Source organism: Actinomycetota bacterium (genome assembly GCA_040757835.1).
Taxonomy (GTDB): Bacteria; Actinomycetota; Geothermincolia; order Geothermincolales; family RBG-13-55-18; genus SURF-21.
Genome location: JBFLWJ010000010.1, coordinates 92824 through 109768, shown reverse-complemented (window position 1 = coordinate 109768; position 16945 = coordinate 92824). Strand labels below are relative to the sequence as shown.

The window sequence follows — 16945 nt, the reverse complement described above, 5'->3', positions numbered from 1 at the left end:
TTGGGTTCGTAGAAGCATTGCAAGCTTTCTCCCCCTACTGTCTCGGCGCTAAGGCGATTCAAGTGAGAAAGCCGGGCGCGGAGCCCGGCTTCTATTGCTTTGGTGGGCGTTAAGGCCCTTGGAAGACATTACCCCACTTGTCATCCTCGATGGGGCAGTCTAGGCATTACCGTGTCTCCCTATGAATCACCCAAACCGCTCTATGAATCAGCTTCCCGCACAGGTTTTCTACGCCTAGGCTGATTCATAGCGACTCCGTTGAATTGTGTTGCTGTTTTCCCAGCTTGTTCTAAGTATTCCTATGAATCACCCAAACCGCTCTATGAATCAGCTTCCCGCACAGGTTTTCTACGCCTAGGCTGATTCATAGTGCCCTCGCGAGTCGATACCGCGTCCACCTCCCGCTGCCGCTCTTTTCAAGCCAACCCTTAGCACATAACTCTACTGCAATACGTGTCGCGGTAGGCCTGGATATCCCTAGGGCTTCCCTTATGTCCAGGTTTGAGATGTCTCTCTCCTTAAGCAATGGCAGGAGCAACGAGAGGGTTTCCGGTGGTTCCTCATGCTTACCCGGCGTTTCAACGAGTTCGTAGACCCTGCTTCCTTTGCTGGTAGAACGAATTATGTTTTTCCTAACCATACCCTTTATCGAAAGGGATGCCTTGTACACGTCCAATTCGGTGAGTTTCTGATAATCCTTGCTGGTAAACCGGTCTCCGTGAGCGTGAGCAAAGGCGAGGAGCCTCTTCTGGTCGCCAGTTAAATCAAACTCAGCATATCTTCTCAACCACTCCACGGTCTCTTGGTCATATATAGGTTGGTTTCTGAGTATCACGCGAAAGTTAGCACCGCCTACCAGGTCAAAAACAGGAGGATAATAACCCTGGCTTTCCATCTCCGAGAACATACGTGGAATGCCTTCACCCAGGTCACGCATGTATCCGAGTTCTGCAAGAACGCGCACGATGATAGGGTTCCTGGAAAGATGCAGGTGCTCACCGCGGCTCAATGCCTCAACCGTGACCGGTTCGGGAGGCGGCCCCATGCTCTTTATCTCCATCCTGTCATCGAACATCCAAACCTCTATGGGGGTTCCCTGTATGCTGTAGTCACGGTGTGCGATGGCGTTTATGAGGGCTTCCTGCCAGGCGAACGTGGGATATTCGAGCCGCTCAGTGAAGAATAGATCCACGAGCTGCTGCCTTTCACGGATAAACGGCTTGATGGCCTCGAAGGCCTGCTTGGGCAGCACCGCGAGGGGAGCTTCGATACGTATGCGTTTCTCGATATTGAGTTCAGCGCCACCTTTCCTCTCCGTTCCTTCCCAGCGCACGAAGTCGATGCCGCAGCGGGGATGCCATTTCGCCGGGTCTTTACCGAAGAGAAGCAGGCAGGCACGGTTAGGTGCGACGTGGCCGTTATGCCTCTCTACCAGGCGAAAACGCTCAAGCAGATCGATAGCGGTTTCTCCGTCCAGGCGGTCCAGGTCAAGCGAATCGACGAGCTCGATATCTATGTCCTTCAAGGAGGTTCTCGGCGGAAATACCATTTCGAACAAGCCCTGGGCTTTTGACGACTTCAGGGCGGATATCTTGTGCGCTTCAAACGGCATGTTCGAATCCCTCATCCTGTACAGATACCTGCCATCAGCCAGTTGGTGCACGAGGGGGCTCCATTCCACCCTGAAATGCAGGAGAAGGTGGCCGCCTTCAGTGACGACCTCCCTATGCCGGCAAATAATTCCCGGGTTTATACGGTTCGGATCGCGGGGAGCATCGAGAAATCCCTTAACAGTCAGCTCGGGATGAGGAACTCCGGTTACCGTACCATCGTCCTCCATCCCCAGGACAAACTCCCCTCCATCGGCGTTAGCCATGGCCGAAAGGGTATCGACAATATCAGAGATGATATCTTTGGCGTTTCTTCTCTTGGGGTGAGGTCCGGAGCGGTCGTAGGCCGACTTCCTCTCGAAGAATTGGCCTTCCGCCATACTCGACCAGCGAGCTATCTCATCCATGTATGTGCTCTCCATTATTCAAACTTTAAATCTGCTAATTATTGTCATGCCCTTTACTATTCAACGAAGGGACGTTGCCCATAAACCAGCTTACATCACCTTGCTGACAACCAGGGCACCGCTCAACAGGGAAGAGAAGTGTATCAAGCCTTACAACGGTCCTTCTCATTCTTACGGTGTAACCATATCAAGCGATTCTACCCGAATAAAAAGGGCCATAAAGGCCCTGGAAATTGGTGGGCGTTAAGGGATTTGAACCCATGACCTCCTGCTTGTAAGGCAGGCGCTCTCCCGCTGAGCTAAACGCCCTCTGTATCCCTCTGTATCTTATTGCGCGGCCACGAGAATAATAAACCATGCCGCCGCGCCAGAACAACGCGGCCGCCGGACCTCAGCTGCCCCCTTCCCCGGGCAACTGCTCTCCGGTGTCCATGACATTGTTTAGAGTGGTGTTTATCGAGGTGACGATGGTCTTCATCTCTTCGTAGCTGTGTTCCTCGGTATAGAGACGGGTCTGGTCGTATAGGACTTTGGCCATAAGGGCCTTGCGCCGGCCCTCCTCGTCACCCACGGCGGAGCAGGAAGCCGCCAGGGCGGTGAGCATCATGCTGCGGCTCACCAGCTCCGGCTCGTACTTCATTGCCTCCTCGAACGCGTCCTTGGCGTCATCGAAACGCTTTTCCTGCAGGTAGAGGTCCCCGAGGCTGTAGTATAGATCCGCGGACTCCGGGTTGGCCTCTATGCCCTGCAGGGTGAAGGCGATGGCCTCTTCTCTCTTCCCGAGCGCGGCTAAGATGTCGACGGCCACGTAGTAAGCGCTGACATAGTTGGGATCCATGAGGGCTACCAGTTTAAAGTAGGGGACCAGTTCCGCCTCCTGGGTGGAGCTGCCGTAGTAAGCGTGGTGAAGCTTGTCGGTCTTGATGAAGAAGGTGAAGGCGAGGTACTGCCTGGCTCCTCCCAGGAGATCGAACAGGCTGGAGGTGGTGGGGAAGACCGCATTATCATCCCCGCTCGTCCCGGCCGGCGTCCTGTCCACTCCCCACTGCAGCAGAGCAGCCGCAAGCAATAGGACCACGAGCGAGATAAGCAGCGCTTTCTTCACAGGTCCCTCCGTGAAAACAGGTATGTACCCAGGCAGAGAAAGATGGCCGTAAAGGCGACGGCGAGGGCAAAGAGCAGCAGCAGCTCCAGCGGCCCCACCCTGAACACCCTCTCCGAGTGGGCAATGGTCTCGTTGATGTTCAGCCGCTCCAGGTTGGGGAGGACGTAATAGGCGGCTCCCGCCAGCCCCCGCGTAACGGGGTTATTAGCGGCATCGGTCATGGCGCGGTAGAGGTAATCGCCCTTGACGTGGCAGATGACATAGAAGAGCCCCGCTAAGAGCACACAGACCAGGGGACTGTAGAAGACCGAGGCGAGCATGGCCACCGAGGCCAGCACCATGGCCTCGAGCAGGATGGTGAAGAACGCCTTGGCAAGCCCGGGGTTGAAGATGCCGAATTTCGCCAGCACGAAGACGAGCAGGACCAGGAAGGTCAGGGCCAGGGACGCCGCTACCACCAGCACGATGCCTATATATTTGCCCAAATAATACTGCCAGCGGTGAACGGGCCTGGAAAGGGTGTTGTACAGGATACGCTTTTCACGCTCGCGCGGGATGATGGTGGAACCCAGGATGACGGCGACGAGGAAGGCCATGACGCTGGTGAGGCCCAGGGCCGCCTCGCGCAAGAGGTCGACTTGCACCCCCAGCTCCGCGCTGGGCAACAGGGGGATGAGCAGGATGATGATGAAGGTGAATGCCAGGATGGCATAGAAAACCTTGCGGTGCAGCGCGTCCTGTATCACGCTCCAGGCGAAAGCTCCGACGGCCCTCATGACCCGACCTCCCAGCCTTCCCTGCCCACCTTGGCGAGGAAATACTCCTCCAGCGTCATGCGCCGCTGCCTCACCTCGCATATCGCGGCACCGCCCTCAACCAGGGCCCGCAGGGTGGGGTTGAGGCCTTCCTTGCTCGCCACCAGCCGGGTGCGCGAGTCATCCGCCCACGCAGCCGACGGCGGCAGCCCGCCACCATCGGCCGACCAGGGATGCTCGAGTGCGATCTCGAACTCGTCCTGCGGCCTCAGCAGCTCGTCCAGGCTCCCGGAAGCCACGTTGCTGCCCGCATGGATGATGGCCACGCCGTCGCATACCTCCTCGATCTCCGAGAGCTGATGCGAGCTGAGCAGGATGGTGGTCCCGCCGTTCCGGAGGGAGGCGAGCAGGTCGCGCACCTGCATCTTCCCCAGGGGGTCCAGACCGGAGGAGGGTTCGTCGAGGATGAGGAAGTCAGGCTCGGTGAGCAGGGCCTGGGCCAACCCTATCCTCTGCAGCATCCCCTTGGAGAACTTCTCCATGGCCAGGTCTGCCTCATCGTCCATGCCGACGAGGCTGAGCACGTGGGAGGTCTTGGTCCTTATGGCAGGCCCATCCATGTCCGCCAGGCGGCCGTAATAGGACAGCAGCCGGCGCGGGGTGAGATAGAGGTCGAAATAGGGCTGCTCGGGGAGGAAGCCGATGCTGCCGCGCGCTGCCGCGCTCGCTCCTTCCCGTCCAAACAGCCAGATCCTGCCGGATTGCGGCCTGATCAAGCCCATGACGCACTTGAGGGTGGTTGTCTTGCCCGCACCGTTTGGTCCCAGCAATCCGACTATGCTGCCCTTCGGGACCTCCAGGTCGAGGTCCACCAAGGCGCTGCGCGGCGGCTTCCGCCACCCGGCCGGATACTCCTTGCGCAGGTCCTCGATGCGAAGTACCGCTTCCATTTCCTGACCAACCTCCATATCCCTATTTTTCAGGTTCCTCTACCACCAGGGAGATGTCGTCGAACCAGGCTCTGCCCCGGCCCTGCACACCGACCTGCAGCCACACCAAGGTGGTCTCCGGCGGCACATAGACGCTGACCTTGCATAGGGTCCAGTCGCTGTCTCCGGTAACTATATCGCTGAAGGCCCAGCCGAGTAACTCCTGGCCGCTCTCATCCTTTCCCTGGAGTGTGACCCTGAGGAACGCGCCCCCGGTCAGGCCCTCACTACGGATATAACCCCCGACGACCAATTGGTGTTGCAGCGGTAGTTCGTCGAGCTTCATCACCCATCCGGCGTTGTTGACCTCCGCGCCGTTGGTGGCCACCGCCGCGCTGGCCAGCCCGCTGCGGGCCACGTCGAGGTCGCGGTAGACTGCCTCTCCCTGCTCGGCCGCGACCTCCGTCCATCCCCATATCTGTTCGCGCGTACCGACCTCGAATCCGTAATTCGCAATTAAGTTGGTGCCCAGCGAGACCTCGCTGGCGTTGCCCTCATCGCTTCACGTATGTTCCTGTGCCTCGACCTGCCCTTCGCCGCCCTCTTCCGTGCCCTCTTCGACGTGGGAGTGCTCCTCCTCCTCGTGGGCATGGCTGTGTGCCTCATCGGAAGCGAGCCCCACCACCACCTCCTGCCGCACCAGGTACTGCAGGGGCACACTGACCGTAAGGATGGCCAGGAGGGCTGCCGCCAGGGCCAGCAGGCCTTTCTTCGCGCTCAACTCTTCTCTCCTCCGCGCTTTTCCGTCACCGCCCGCCCCACCAGCGGGCAGCTGGCCTTCTCCAGAAAAATAGACGTCTCTATCGCGCCGCATGATCCATGTCAGGTATCACTCTATCTATTAGTACGACCTATGCTCTCCAGGCCCCTGCATCCGCCCGTGAAGAGAGGAGGGTCGTCTGTCGCGCTCACATGCCCTGTTCCTCCCCGGCATCATGCCCACAATTCGATCACCAGGTCGCCGTCGGGCCGTATCTCCCATCTGCGGTTGGCGCTCTCGTTCTCCAACCCCATCTCAAAGAGGGCCTGGGAGATACCGACCATGAAGAGAGGGAGGCAGGGATTCTCGATGTGCACCATGGAGTGTTTTCTCTCCGGCTCCAGTTCTCTTATATACCCCAGGCCACGCAGGCCCGCCTTGTCCCTGAAACCGGGCTGCCCGATAAGGGCATCATCGCGTCCCAGCATGCGACGGACAAATCGCCGCTGCGCATCGATGACCGCATCGGCGAGGTCGCCGCCCATTTCCTTCCCTATATCTTTGAGTATCGCCTCGATGCTTTCGGGGGAAAAGGCCGCCATGCGGCGCCCGGTGCCGGGATCGTAGATCGTGCCTTCCTCCAGGTCCTTGAATATCTCGTCGAGGAAGTCGGACTCGCTGAAGACGAAGCGGTGGTCAGGGTCCCTGGCCTGGGTGATCACGCCGTTACCGCGCCAGACGAGACCCCGGCTGAACCCCAACAGGACCCCGCACTGTCTGCATTTCTTGATCTTGCTCATCCCGTCCCCCTCGGAGCCGGCCGCCGCAAGGAGACTTTGGCGTTCTGCGTATCCGTCCTTTTCTCACCATATAACATGAAGTATTCTCGATATCGGTCTCCCATTATTTCCTCTTAACCAGAGCGAGCAAGGATTCGCCATACCGCCGGGAAGGCCACGGAAGCCCCTGGACTTAGGGACCTCAACGCCCGTTCGACGCGAGGAAGCGGGAGTAATGGGCGAGCTTTCCCGCCACCCGCACCGCCCTCTCGGGGGTAGTGGCGGTGAAGACGCCGGAGTTGCGCATGCGGAACGAGGCCGACCTCTCGCCCTCGTTGACGGCTACGGCGATGATTGGCTTTCCCTCCTGCTTCATCAGGCGCTTGATGCGGTGTACCAGCGCGGTGTCCGTCCACTTCAACGCCTCGGTGGGGTTGATCCCTCCAGAACCCTCCGGGTTGTGTTCTCCCCCACGCCGCTTCAGCGAGTCGAGGAAACCCTTCCACAGGGAGAGCTGAAAGAACGGCAGCATGGTCAGGCGGTGGCGCACCATGTTGAGGAAGGGCCGGATGGCCGTCTTGACCAGGTTCTCAACCCAGAAGTCCCTTCCCAGCAGGGTACCCATGGTGATGAGCATGTCCACCTCGTCGCAGGTTGCCAGGGCATCGATGACGCGGTAGTGGTTGCCCCTCTGCACGTTGCCCACGATGTCAACGGGGTTGCGGTGGCTCCAGAACGAGGGCAGGAACCCGTCCAGCTCGTCGATGACGTCCTGGGGAAGCTCCGCCAGCTCCAATCCCTCGCGGTCGAAGGAGTCGGCGGCCGCCACGCCCCAGCCGCCCCCCAGGGTCATGATGCCCACCCGGTCACCCTTGGGCACGGGCAGGGTCGAGAAGGCCGCCGCCAGGTCCACCAGCTCCTCGGTGGTCTCGGCCTCGATGATCCCGGCCTGGCCCATGGCCGCCCGGAAGAGCTCGAAGGGCCCGGCAAGGGAGCCGGAGTGGGAGAGCACCGCCCGCTCGCCCTGCCGGCCCTTTCCCGCCTTGAGGGCGATGACCGGCTTGTGGGGGGTGATGCGGCGGGCCGTCTCAAGGAAGCGCCGGCCGTCCTTGATGCCCTCGATGTAGAGGATGATGGTGTCGGTCTCCGGGTCGTTGCCCAGGTACTCGAGCCAGTCGGCGATGCCGGTGTTGGCGGAGTTGCCGCTGCCCACGAAACGGCTGAAGCCCACGCCCTTGCGGTAGCCCCAGGTCATGAGCTGCACGCCCAGGTTGCCGCTCTGAGAGACGAAACCCACTCCTCCTTTGAGGGGGAATACGGGCGCCCCGAGGCAGCAGAGGTTGCTGGTCTTGCTGTAGATGCCCATGGTATTGGGGCCGACGACGGTGATGCCGGCCTGGTTGGCCACCTCGGCCAGATGGCGCTCCATGCGCACGCCCTCCTCCCCCACCTCGCCAAAGTTGGAGGAGACGACCACGGCGTTGCGCACGCCGATCTCTGCCGCCTCCACGAGGACGTCCGCGACCCCGCGGGCGGGGATGGCCACCACCAGCAGGTCCACCTCCGCGCCGATGTCACTGAGAGAAGGATAGGCGGGAAAGCCCAGCACGCGCTCCTCTCGGGGGTTGACCATATATATCTGGCCCCGGTAGCCGCCGCCGATCATGTTCATGGGCATGTTGAAGCCCCACTTGCCGAGCATATTGGAAGCGCCGACCACGGCCACGGATCTCGGGTTGAACAGCCTGTTGAGATCGCGTGGGAAACTGCCCTGCATGCCACGTCCTTTCTCCATGGGGTCAGGTCCCTAAGTTTCGCCTTCGCTAAACGTAGGACAATACTATACTGAATGATTTTTTTTCTTCAAGGGCGGCTTCGCTGCTCAGCTCCGTTACCCCCTCCAATTGCCGCCTCCCCGCTGGTCGTATATAATTAATATAATTAAATATTAAGATTATTAATAATCAAGTATGGACGCCTGGAGCGCCGTCATGAACAGGGGAACCGTTGAGCCAGCCGGCATAGAGGAGAACATCCTCGCGGCCTCCCGGATCATGGTAAACATCCTCGCGGAGTCCCTGCTCGTGGCTGAAGTCGACCATATAACCGTGCCGCAATTCCGGATCCTGGATATGGTACAGAACCTCACCGATAAGCCGTCGGAGATAGCGCGCATGCTCGCCGTCTCGCCTCCCGCCATCTCCTCCATGCTGGAGCGGCTCGAGGAGAGGGGGCTCATAAAGCGGTCGGCTTCCGCCATCGACCGGCGCAGGATAGAGCTGGAGCTCACCGGGGAGGGGTCGTCCCTGGTCACCAGGGTCAATGCCCACCGGAAGAGGATCCTCAGCAGGGTGCTGCGCGGCATGGACGAACATGCCAGGCAAGGACTCGAGGGCTCCCTGTTGGACTTCAACCGCAGTTACTATGCCCTGAAGGGGGGAGCCCGCTAACCACCCATGCTCAAAGAGATCATCCCCGACAGCCCCCACTTCATCTTCATGATGGTCGGCATGGCCCTGCTCGCCGGCTGGGGAGCCGGCATGCTCTGCCGCCGCATCAAGGTACCCATGGTCGTAGGCTATATCATCGTGGGGATCCTGTTGGGAAAATCATTCCTCGGCGTCTTCAGCGACGACAACCTGGACAGCCTGGTCATCTTCACCTACATCGGCCTGGCCTGCATCGGCTTCGATATCGGCGGAGAGCTGGTCATCCGCAAACTGCGCCATTTGGGCAAGGCGATAATGTGGATCTCGGTCCTGGAGTCCCTGGTGGCCGCGGTCCTGGTCACCGTCGCCATCTACCTCTACACGCGCAAGCTTTACGTAGCCCTCGTCTTCGGGGCCCTCGCATCCGCCACCGCGCCCGCGGCCACCGTCGACGTGCTCAGGGAATACCAGGCTTCCGGGCCCTTGACCTCCACCGTCTTCGCGGTGGTGGGCATAGACGACGCCATCGCCGTGATCATCTACGCCTTCGCCATCTTCTTCTCCAAGATGCTTCTGACCAGCAGTGAAGTGCACGTGGCGGAGGCGGTGCTCAGGCCCTCGCTGGAGATCGCCGGGTCGCTGGGGCTGGGATGCGCTGCCGGTCTGGTCTTCCTCGCACTGATCAGGAACTACACCGCGAGGCGCGGCCTGCTGGTGCTGACCTGGGGGATGATAGTGCTCACCACCGGGTTGGCGAACCTGCTGCATTTCTCCCTCATCCTGGCCAACATGGCCCTGGGGATGACCATCGTCAATCTCACCAGGTGGAAAAGGGACGACGTCTTCGAAGTGATGCGAAGCACCACCCCTCCCCTGTTCGTCATCTTCTTCGTGGTGGTGGGAGCGCAACTGGACGCGGGCAAACTGCTCAGCCTGGGATGGATCGGGCTCCTCTATATCTCGTTCAGGACCCTGGGGAAACAGGCCGGGGCTTCGCTGGGCGGTGTTATCTCCAGGGCACCCGCCAACGTCAAGAGATATCTCGGCCTCTGCCTCTTCTCGCAGGCGGGGGTGGCCATTGGCCTCTCTATACAGACCATGATCGAGTTCGGGGGAGGCAAGTTCGGGGACGCGGGCGTCGAGCTGGGGGTAATGGCCGTGAGCGTCATCGCGGCCACCACGCTCTTTTTCCAGCTGATCGGGCCGCCGTTCACCAGATATGCCATAATCAAGGCCGGGGAAGCCAGGACCTGAGGAGGCAGCCGTGGAAAAAGACATCTACCTTTACCTGGAGGGCAAAGTCGCGGACGTTATGAGCCGCAACCCCGTCACCGTAAACAAGCGAGAGAGCCTGGAACATCTCATCGATATGTTCAAAGCCCATAACTTCCACGGCTACCCGGTGACCGACGACGACGGGCATCTTGTCGGCATCGTGCGCGACACGGACATCCTCTCCATCTTCGCGCGCAGGGATCCTGGCTCCGTCTCCCTCCGCGTTGTCGAGGATGTAATGCAGAGGCCCCCCCTGGTCATAGACCAGGGGGAGACGGTACAGAAGGCGATCATGAAGATGTTCAAGGACCAGACCAGGTTCCTGGCCGCTACGGGCGAGGGCGGCAGGGTCGAGGGGGTCGTGACCAGGACGGACCTGATAAGGGGCATCCACGTACGCCGCTTGGACTGATATAATCTACCTGCTAGGGGAGGCTGCGTCGAACGGCAGGGCCACGGTCGTGAAGACCGCCTGCGAATGGGGAGGTCCGCGTTGGAGGAATTGCGGCTAAGGGAGTTCCTTAATAACCTCGGGGAGGGGCTGCGCGCGGAAGCCCGGGAGTTGTTCAAGGCGGAGACCTACGACCGCGAGCAGTATATCTTCATCGATCAGGACGAGGCCACCCACCTCTACCTCGTCGAGGGGGGAACGGTGGAGGCTAACATCGTCCACGGCGACGGCAAGCTGTATATCCTCGGCTTCCTGTATGCCGGCGACGTCTTCGGCGAGGGTGCCCTCTACGAGGAAGGCGTCTACTCCTATTCCGCCGTCGCCCGCGAGCCGGCGCGGGTGTGGAGGGTGAGCTGGGACGACCTGCAGTGGCTCGCGGAGAGGGACTCCCTCTTTGCCCTGTACCTGGTGCGCCTGGTGGTGCACAAACTCGACCAGGCCTACTACAAGGACCGCTGCATAGCCGGGGAGAAGGTGGAGAAGCGCATCGCATGCGTGCTCATAAAGATGGCGGGCGAGATCGGCATCAGCGACAAGTGTGGCCTGGTCATAGATACCCCACTTACCAACCGGGACATCGCCGGACTGGTGGGCTCCACGGAGGAGACGGTGTCGCGTATCATGAGCCGCCTCAAGAAGGAAGGGGTAATTACTACCGACGGGAAATACCTGGTGATAAAGGACAAGCAAGCCCTTATGGCATATTTCGACGGCATATAGGTCGGACATCGCCAGCGTATAAACCCTGCTAGAATCGGTGTTTTCCCTGCGAGCGGCCTTGATTTGAATCATGGCACGGGCGCCACGAAGCAGGTATGTTGTGAGCGTAAGAACGCAAGGGTCTTTCGAGAGGAGGTAGGGATGGCGAAGAAAGAGAGCAAGGAAAAAGGAGGACTCTGCTGCCCTCACTGCGCAGATTCAAAATATCCATGTGTGACCATGGAGAAGCAGATGCGTAAGACCGAGGAGGCGGACGCCGAAGGCAAGGGGAGCGGAAAGGCGTAGGGGCCGGCGCGTAAGCCAAACGGCACCAAGAGATAGTCGCAAGCGGGGCGGAGTATCCGCCCTCTTTCTTTGGCCGGCATCCCGACAGGCGGAACGTTATCCGAGGTACTGGGAGGGACCGGGAAGGAACGGTGGTACGCGATGGAGGAAGAACGGGAGGAACGCAAGGAGAATATGGAACAGGGGGGAGATTTGCGCTTCAGCCCGCGGCCCAATCTCGCCCACGAGATCGCCTGGCTCCCCTGGAGCCCTGAAGCCTTCAGCCGCGCCGCAACGGAGGGGAAGCCCGTGCTGCTCTCCATCTCCGCCGTGTGGTGCCACTGGTGTCATGTCATGGATGAGACCTCCTATTCGGACCGGGGGGTGATCGACCTCATCAACAAGCGTTACGTGCCCGTGCGCGTGGACAGCGACCGCAATCCCGACATCAACCGCCGCTACAACCAGGGAGGATGGCCGACCACCGCTTTCCTGGACGCCCGGGGCACGCTCCTCGCGGGCGCCACATACATCCCCCCCGAGACCATGCGCGCGGCCCTGGAGAGGATATCGGACCTCTACTCGAGCCAGGATATCGACATCGAAGCCCAGGCGCCCGGCTGGCTTTCGGACCTACGAGGAAAGGAGCTGGACCTCGGCGTGGTAGAGGAGATCGGAGCGCAGGTCCTGCGCGGGTGGGACCGCGCTTATGGGGGCCTGGGAAGGGAACCCAAGTTCCCGCAGACGGAAGCCCTGTCCCTTGCCCTGGAGCTCTACGCCGACGAGAAGGACGGTGAGTACCTGGTCTTCGCGCGCACTACCCTGGAGGCGATGATCCGGGGAAACCTGTTGGACAAGGTGGAAGGCGGTTTCTTCCGCTATTCCACCACCCGGGACTGGTCCGTCCCCCATTACGAGAAGATGCTCTCGGACAATGCCGCCCTCATCGGCGTATTGCTCAAGCTCTACGGCCTGAGCGGAGCGGAGATATTCCGACGCACGGCCGCCGAGACCGCGGACTACGTCTACAACACCCTAAGCGACGGTGACTCCCGTTTCTATGGCAGCCAGGATGCCGACGAACATTACTACCTCCTGGGCGCGGCTGAGAGAAAGGCGCTCGTGCCTCCCCCCGTCGATACGACCGTTTATACGGACCAGGCGGCGCGGGCAGCGGTGAGCATGCTCGTGGAGGGGACCGCCCTGGGGCGGCAGGAGCATGTCACGATGGCCCTCGCGGCCCTGGACTTTCTTTGGTCGGAGCTGTACGTCCCGGGAGAGGGCATGGCCCACTTCCACGACGGCGGCAGGCACAGGCCCGGGCTCCTCGATGACGGCGTGGAGGCGGCGGCGGCTTTCGCCACGGCCTTCGCCTACAGTGGTGAGAAATACCATCTCACGCGGGCGGAGACCCTCCTCGGCCTCCTGGTCGCAAGCCACTGGGACGAGGAGAGGTCGCTCTTCCTGGACACCTCGCCGGTACACGTTCTTTCCGGCCTGCGACCGGAGCCGGCGGAGCTTGGCAGCCAGTCCCGCGCCGCCGAGGCCATGCTCCTCTATGCCGCCTTGAGCGGAGACGAGGGATGGCGGGAGCGCGCCGCGGCGGCGCTGTCCACGGCGGCGAGCATGGCGCCCGCCTACGGTTTCATGGCCGCGGGTTTCGCCGCGGCGGTCAACCTCTACCTGCGCGGACCGCTGCTGGTAAGGGTCAGCGGGAACACGGGGGGGAGCACCGGCGCTTTGATGAGGGTGGCCGCGCTTTCGCCCCAGACGAAAACCCTGCCCATGATTTCGACGGAAGTGGGAAAAATAGTAGAGGAAGCCCGTGCGGAAGTATGTACTCCGGAGTCATGCAGGCTGCTGACCGCGCGGCCCGAGGAGCTCGCATCGGACCTGGGCGTTCACGTGGATGTCTTGAAGGGGGTGTAGAGGGATGAAGGAAGTTTACCTGGACAACTACGCGGCGACCCCCCTGGCACCTGAGGTCAGGGAGGCCATGCTGCCTTTCCTGGGAGAGAGCTACGGCAATGCGTCCTCGCTACACAGCCGGGGCGACACGGCGCGTGAGGCCGTGGAGGAAGCACGGGAGAAGGTCGCCGCGCTTATAGCGGCCAGCCCGGAGGAGATCATCTTCACCTCCAACGGCACCGAGGCCAATAACCTTGCCATCAAGGGCATGGTGGCCGGCTCGCGGCGCAAGGGAAAGCATATCGTGCTCTCCGCCATCGAGCACTTTTCCGTGATGAACGCCGCGAACACCCTGGAGAAACAGGGTTACCAGCTGACCCTGGTGCCCGTCGACGAGTACGGCGTCATCGACACCGCCGAGCTGGCAGCGGCCATCGATGACGACACGGTGCTGGTATCGGTGATGGCCGCCAACGGTGAGGTGGGCACGGTACAACCCATCGAGGAGGCCGCGCGTATCGCGGCCGAAAAGGAGGTGCCCTTTCACACCGACGCGGTGGCGGCGGCGGGATCGGTCCCCCTGGACGTGGGCAAGCTCGGTATCTCGGCGCTTTCCCTCTCATCCGACCTCATCTACGGTCCCCAGGGCGTCGGGGCCCTGTGGCTCAGGCGGGGTACGCGGCTGATCCCCATGCTCGACGGTGGAGTGCAGGAGGGCGGACGGCGTGGAGGCACGGAGAACGTGGCCGGGATCGTGGGCATGGGAAAGGCGGCGGAGATAGCCGCTGCCGGCATGGCCGCCAGGAGCGCGCAACTCGCGCAGTTGCGGGACGCGATGATCGCCGGCCTGCCGCAGAGGATAGAACACCTCTACCTCACCGGGCATCCCACCCAGCGGCTGCCCTGGAACGCGAGTTTCGCGGTGGAGTTCATCGAGGGCGAAGGGATGCTGCTCTTCCTAGACCAGCAAGGGGTTGCGGTATCCAGCGGTTCGGCCTGCACCTCGCGGGCGCTGAAGGGCTCGCACGTCCTCTCCGCGTGCGGCATACCGGCGGAGAGGGCCCAGGGATCGATTCTCTTCAGTTTCGGCCTCCAGAACACCATGGAGGACGTTGACCATGTGCTGGAAGTATTCCCTCCCATCGTGGATAGATTGAGGCAGATGTCGCCTCTGTACGCGAAGTACTTGAAGGAAAGGGGGTAAGGACAATGGCGCAGTACAGCGATACCGTGATGGAGCATTTCACCAACCCGCGCAACGTGGGAGAGATCGAGGACGCCGACGGCGTGGGTGAGGTCGGGAACCCCGTCTGTGGGGACATGATGACTTTTTACGTCAAGGTAGACGACGAGGGCAGGGTGGAGGATGTCAAATACAAGACCTTCGGCTGCGGAGCGGCCATCGCCGTCTCCAGCATGGTCAGCGAGATGGCCAAGGGCAAGACCGTGGAAGAAGCCCTGAAGATCTCCCGCGACGATGTGGCCGAGGAGCTAGGCGGGCTGCCCAAGCAGAAGATGCACTGTTCGAACCTCGGGGCGGACGCCCTGCACCTGGCCCTGGAGGATTACCTTAACAAGAAAGGAAAGAGTTGAGATGGAAGAGAGAGCGACCGACGAGGTGAGGACCTGCAAGTGCCCCTATTGCGACGCGGAAGTCGAATGCCTTGAAGGGCTTGCCGCTGTCTGCGGGCCCTGCAGCATCACCATCGTCACCTGTGAGAAATGCGGCGGAAAGATGCGGGAGGGCGCGGAAGAGTGCCCCGAGTGTGGAGAGAAGGCGTGAGCTTACCGCTGCTCGGATAAGGCCTTATACCGCCTCGCCGCGCGGGCCAGGAGGAGAGGCAGTGGTCTGAGGCGGCGTGGCCGAGGCGGGTAACGATCGCGTCCCGGAACGGAAAGGAGGTGCGACCATGGGCGAAGAGACCGAAACGGCGACCATCGTGGTGTTCAGCGGGGAGCTGGACCGCGCTCTCGCGGCTTTTAATATCGCAACCACGGCGGCCTCCATGGGCATGGAGGTAACGCTGTTCTTCACCTTCTGGGGCCTGAACGTGGTCACCAGGGAGAAGACGGGATCGGCGGACAGGAAAACCCTGCAGAAGATGATGGGTATGATGAACAAGGGTGGGGCCAGGCGCCTCAAGCTATCGCGTATGAACATGTTCGGCGGGGGCAAGGCGGCCATGAAAATGCTGATGAAAGAGTACCATATGCCTTCCCTGGAGGAGATGATCCCCATGGCCAAGGAACTGGGAGTGCGGTTTCTGGCCTGCACCACATCCATGGCGCTGATGGGGCTGGAGGAGAGCGACTTCATCCCCGAGGTGGACGATTTCGTGGGCGCCGCGACCTATGTGGAGAACGCCTCGAGATCGAAGATAAACCTGTTCATCTAGGGCGGGTGAGTGGAAGCGAGGAGGTGAGGACATGAAGGCTGACAGGACCCTGGACTGCGTGGGCCTTTACTGTCCCATGCCCATTGTGAAGACCGCACAGGAGATAAAGGAACTCGCGGCGGGCGAGGTCCTGGAGGTTATCGCCGACGACAAGGGCATCAAGAGCGACATGCCCGCCTGGTGCGCCAAGACCGGAAATACCTGCCTGGGCATTGAGGAAGAAGGCGGCGAGTTCCACGTTTTCGTGAAGAAGCAGGGCTGAGGGTACACGGGAAAGGGGTAGATATGGGAGAGAAGACCCGGCAGAACCTTTATACCGCCTACACCGGCGAGTCGAAGGCGGTGGTCAGGCTCAAGGCTTTCGCGGCCAAGGCGGAAGAGGAGGAGTACGAGGCGGTGGCCAGGCTCTTCCGGGCGGTGGCGGAATCGGAGAGCGTGCATGCGTACAACAACCTGCGCCTGTTGCGAGAGATAAAGGATACCGAGACCAACCTGGAGGAAGCCCTGGCGAGCGAACAGAAGGTCGCGGAGGTGGGCTACGACGCTTTCATAGCCGACGCACAGGCCGAGGAGGATAACGCCGCCGCGACCATGTTCTCCTTCGCCCGCGATGTCGAGGAAAGACATGCCAAGCTCTACGAGGGCGCCCTGCAGCACATGGTGGCGGACACGGTGCCTGACTACTACGTCTGCAGCGTATGCGGATACGTGGCCGACGGCATCATCCCGGAGAAGTGTCCCATCTGCGGAGCCCCCGAGGACAAGTTCTTCGAAGTAGCCTAGCCGAAGCGGGCACAAAAAAGGGGCTCCCGGGCAGGAGCCCCTTGTTGCGGCAGGTTCAGTCCTTTAGACGTCGCATTTATCGAGGGATTCCTTGACCTCGGCCAGGACCTTCTTCCTCTTCTCCAGGTCGGCCAGCTTGGCCTCCACGTCCTCCATCTCGGGATCGAAAACGCAGGCACCGAAACTGCAGTCCACTCCCGCGATCTCCTGCAGCTTGCTCGCAACGACCCTGAGTTCTTCCTCGTAAGCCTCTATCTCCTGATTCAACAACTCCTCTTTCTCATTGGCCATCGATGCTACCTCCTTTGTACATCCTCCCATCGTCCTATCCATTATACCCAAAGAAAAGGATTTTTCCAGGCGACTCGCGCCAT

At 61.0% G+C, this 16945-nt stretch carries 21 protein-coding genes and 1 tRNA gene; 12 read left to right on the top strand and 10 right to left on the bottom strand.

Annotated elements, in window-relative coordinates; genetic code table 11:
- Nucleotides 1–364 precede the first annotated feature (364 nt).
- The 9 genes from AB1384_09815 to AB1384_09775 form a co-directional block, all read right to left on the bottom strand.
- A complete protein-coding gene (locus AB1384_09815) occupies nt 365–2017 on the bottom strand; it encodes an ATP-binding protein (protein ID MEW6554569.1) in 1653 nt (550 codons plus the stop codon).
- A gap of 234 nt (nt 2018–2251) precedes the next feature.
- Nucleotides 2252–2326, bottom strand: a tRNA-Val gene (locus tag AB1384_09810).
- Between the two features lie 82 nt (nt 2327–2408).
- Complete coding sequence (locus tag AB1384_09805; protein MEW6554568.1) at nt 2409–3122, bottom strand: tetratricopeptide repeat protein; 714 nt, start codon at nt 3120–3122, stop codon at nt 2409–2411.
- Nucleotides 3119–3898: an ABC transporter permease gene (locus tag AB1384_09800; GenBank protein MEW6554567.1), complete on the bottom strand. Its 780-nt coding sequence runs from the start codon at nt 3896–3898 to the stop codon at nt 3119–3121. Before AB1384_09800 ends, AB1384_09805 begins: the two co-directional genes overlap by 4 nt.
- The gene (locus tag AB1384_09795) at nt 3895–4827 is read right to left on the bottom strand and encodes an ABC transporter ATP-binding protein (GenBank protein MEW6554566.1); all 933 of its coding nucleotides are present in this window, start codon (nt 4825–4827) and stop codon (nt 3895–3897) included. Before AB1384_09795 ends, AB1384_09800 begins: the two co-directional genes overlap by 4 nt.
- Nucleotides 4828–4849: 22 nt before the next feature.
- The gene (locus AB1384_09790) at nt 4850–5224 is read right to left on the bottom strand and encodes a hypothetical protein (GenBank protein MEW6554565.1); all 375 of its coding nucleotides are present in this window, start codon (nt 5222–5224) and stop codon (nt 4850–4852) included.
- Nucleotides 5225–5368: 144 nt separating this feature from the next.
- Entirely contained in the window at nt 5369–5587 is a 219-nt protein-coding gene (locus AB1384_09785; GenBank protein MEW6554564.1) for a hypothetical protein, read from the bottom strand.
- A 212-nt stretch (nt 5588–5799) separates the two neighbouring features.
- The gene (locus tag AB1384_09780; GenBank protein MEW6554563.1) at nt 5800–6366 is read right to left on the bottom strand and encodes a hypothetical protein; all 567 of its coding nucleotides are present in this window, start codon (nt 6364–6366) and stop codon (nt 5800–5802) included.
- Between the two features lie 181 nt (nt 6367–6547).
- The gene (locus AB1384_09775; protein ID MEW6554562.1) at nt 6548–8140 is read right to left on the bottom strand and encodes a CoA-binding protein; all 1593 of its coding nucleotides are present in this window, start codon (nt 8138–8140) and stop codon (nt 6548–6550) included.
- A gap of 196 nt (nt 8141–8336) precedes the next feature.
- On the opposite strand from AB1384_09775, the gene AB1384_09770 reads away from it, so the two are divergent.
- From AB1384_09770 to AB1384_09715, 12 genes are all read left to right on the top strand, one after another.
- Nucleotides 8337–8795 carry a MarR family transcriptional regulator gene (locus AB1384_09770; GenBank protein MEW6554561.1) on the top strand — a complete coding sequence of 153 codons (459 nt, stop codon included), beginning with the start codon at nt 8337–8339 and terminating at the stop codon, nt 8793–8795.
- A gap of 6 nt (nt 8796–8801) precedes the next feature.
- Nucleotides 8802–10028: a cation:proton antiporter gene (locus tag AB1384_09765; GenBank protein MEW6554560.1), complete on the top strand. Its 1227-nt coding sequence runs from the start codon at nt 8802–8804 to the stop codon at nt 10026–10028.
- A gap of 10 nt (nt 10029–10038) precedes the next feature.
- The gene (locus tag AB1384_09760) at nt 10039–10461 is read left to right on the top strand and encodes a CBS domain-containing protein (GenBank protein MEW6554559.1); all 423 of its coding nucleotides are present in this window, start codon (nt 10039–10041) and stop codon (nt 10459–10461) included.
- Nucleotides 10462–10542: 81 nt separating this feature from the next.
- Nucleotides 10543–11220: a Crp/Fnr family transcriptional regulator gene (locus AB1384_09755; protein MEW6554558.1), complete on the top strand. Its 678-nt coding sequence runs from the start codon at nt 10543–10545 to the stop codon at nt 11218–11220.
- Nucleotides 11221–11361: 141 nt separating this feature from the next.
- The gene (locus tag AB1384_09750) at nt 11362–11505 is read left to right on the top strand and encodes a hypothetical protein (GenBank protein MEW6554557.1); all 144 of its coding nucleotides are present in this window, start codon (nt 11362–11364) and stop codon (nt 11503–11505) included.
- A 141-nt stretch (nt 11506–11646) separates the two neighbouring features.
- Nucleotides 11647–13413 (top strand): DUF255 domain-containing protein, encoded by a 1767-nt coding sequence (locus tag AB1384_09745; protein ID MEW6554556.1) that lies wholly within the window; start codon nt 11647–11649, stop codon nt 13411–13413.
- Nucleotides 13414–13417: 4 nt separating this feature from the next.
- Nucleotides 13418–14596 (top strand): cysteine desulfurase family protein, encoded by a 1179-nt coding sequence (locus AB1384_09740; protein ID MEW6554555.1) that lies wholly within the window; start codon nt 13418–13420, stop codon nt 14594–14596.
- 5 nt (nt 14597–14601) lie between these two features.
- Nucleotides 14602–14985: a Fe-S cluster assembly scaffold protein NifU gene (gene nifU, locus AB1384_09735; protein ID MEW6554554.1), complete on the top strand. Its 384-nt coding sequence runs from the start codon at nt 14602–14604 to the stop codon at nt 14983–14985.
- A gap of 1 nt (nt 14986) precedes the next feature.
- Nucleotides 14987–15175, top strand: coding sequence for a hypothetical protein (locus tag AB1384_09730; protein MEW6554553.1), 189 nt, complete (start codon nt 14987–14989; stop codon nt 15173–15175).
- 127 nt (nt 15176–15302) lie between these two features.
- A complete protein-coding gene (locus tag AB1384_09725; GenBank protein MEW6554552.1) occupies nt 15303–15788 on the top strand; it encodes a DsrE/DsrF/DrsH-like family protein in 486 nt (161 codons plus the stop codon).
- A 31-nt stretch (nt 15789–15819) separates the two neighbouring features.
- Entirely contained in the window at nt 15820–16050 is a 231-nt protein-coding gene (locus AB1384_09720; GenBank protein ID MEW6554551.1) for a sulfurtransferase TusA family protein, read from the top strand.
- Between the two features lie 23 nt (nt 16051–16073).
- Nucleotides 16074–16571 carry a rubrerythrin family protein gene (locus AB1384_09715; GenBank protein ID MEW6554550.1) on the top strand — a complete coding sequence of 166 codons (498 nt, stop codon included), beginning with the start codon at nt 16074–16076 and terminating at the stop codon, nt 16569–16571.
- A 63-nt stretch (nt 16572–16634) separates the two neighbouring features.
- Here the strand turns inward: AB1384_09715 and AB1384_09710 are convergent, their stop codons facing one another.
- Complete coding sequence (locus AB1384_09710; GenBank protein ID MEW6554549.1) at nt 16635–16862, bottom strand: hypothetical protein; 228 nt, start codon at nt 16860–16862, stop codon at nt 16635–16637.
- Nucleotides 16863–16945: the final 83 nt, after the last annotated feature.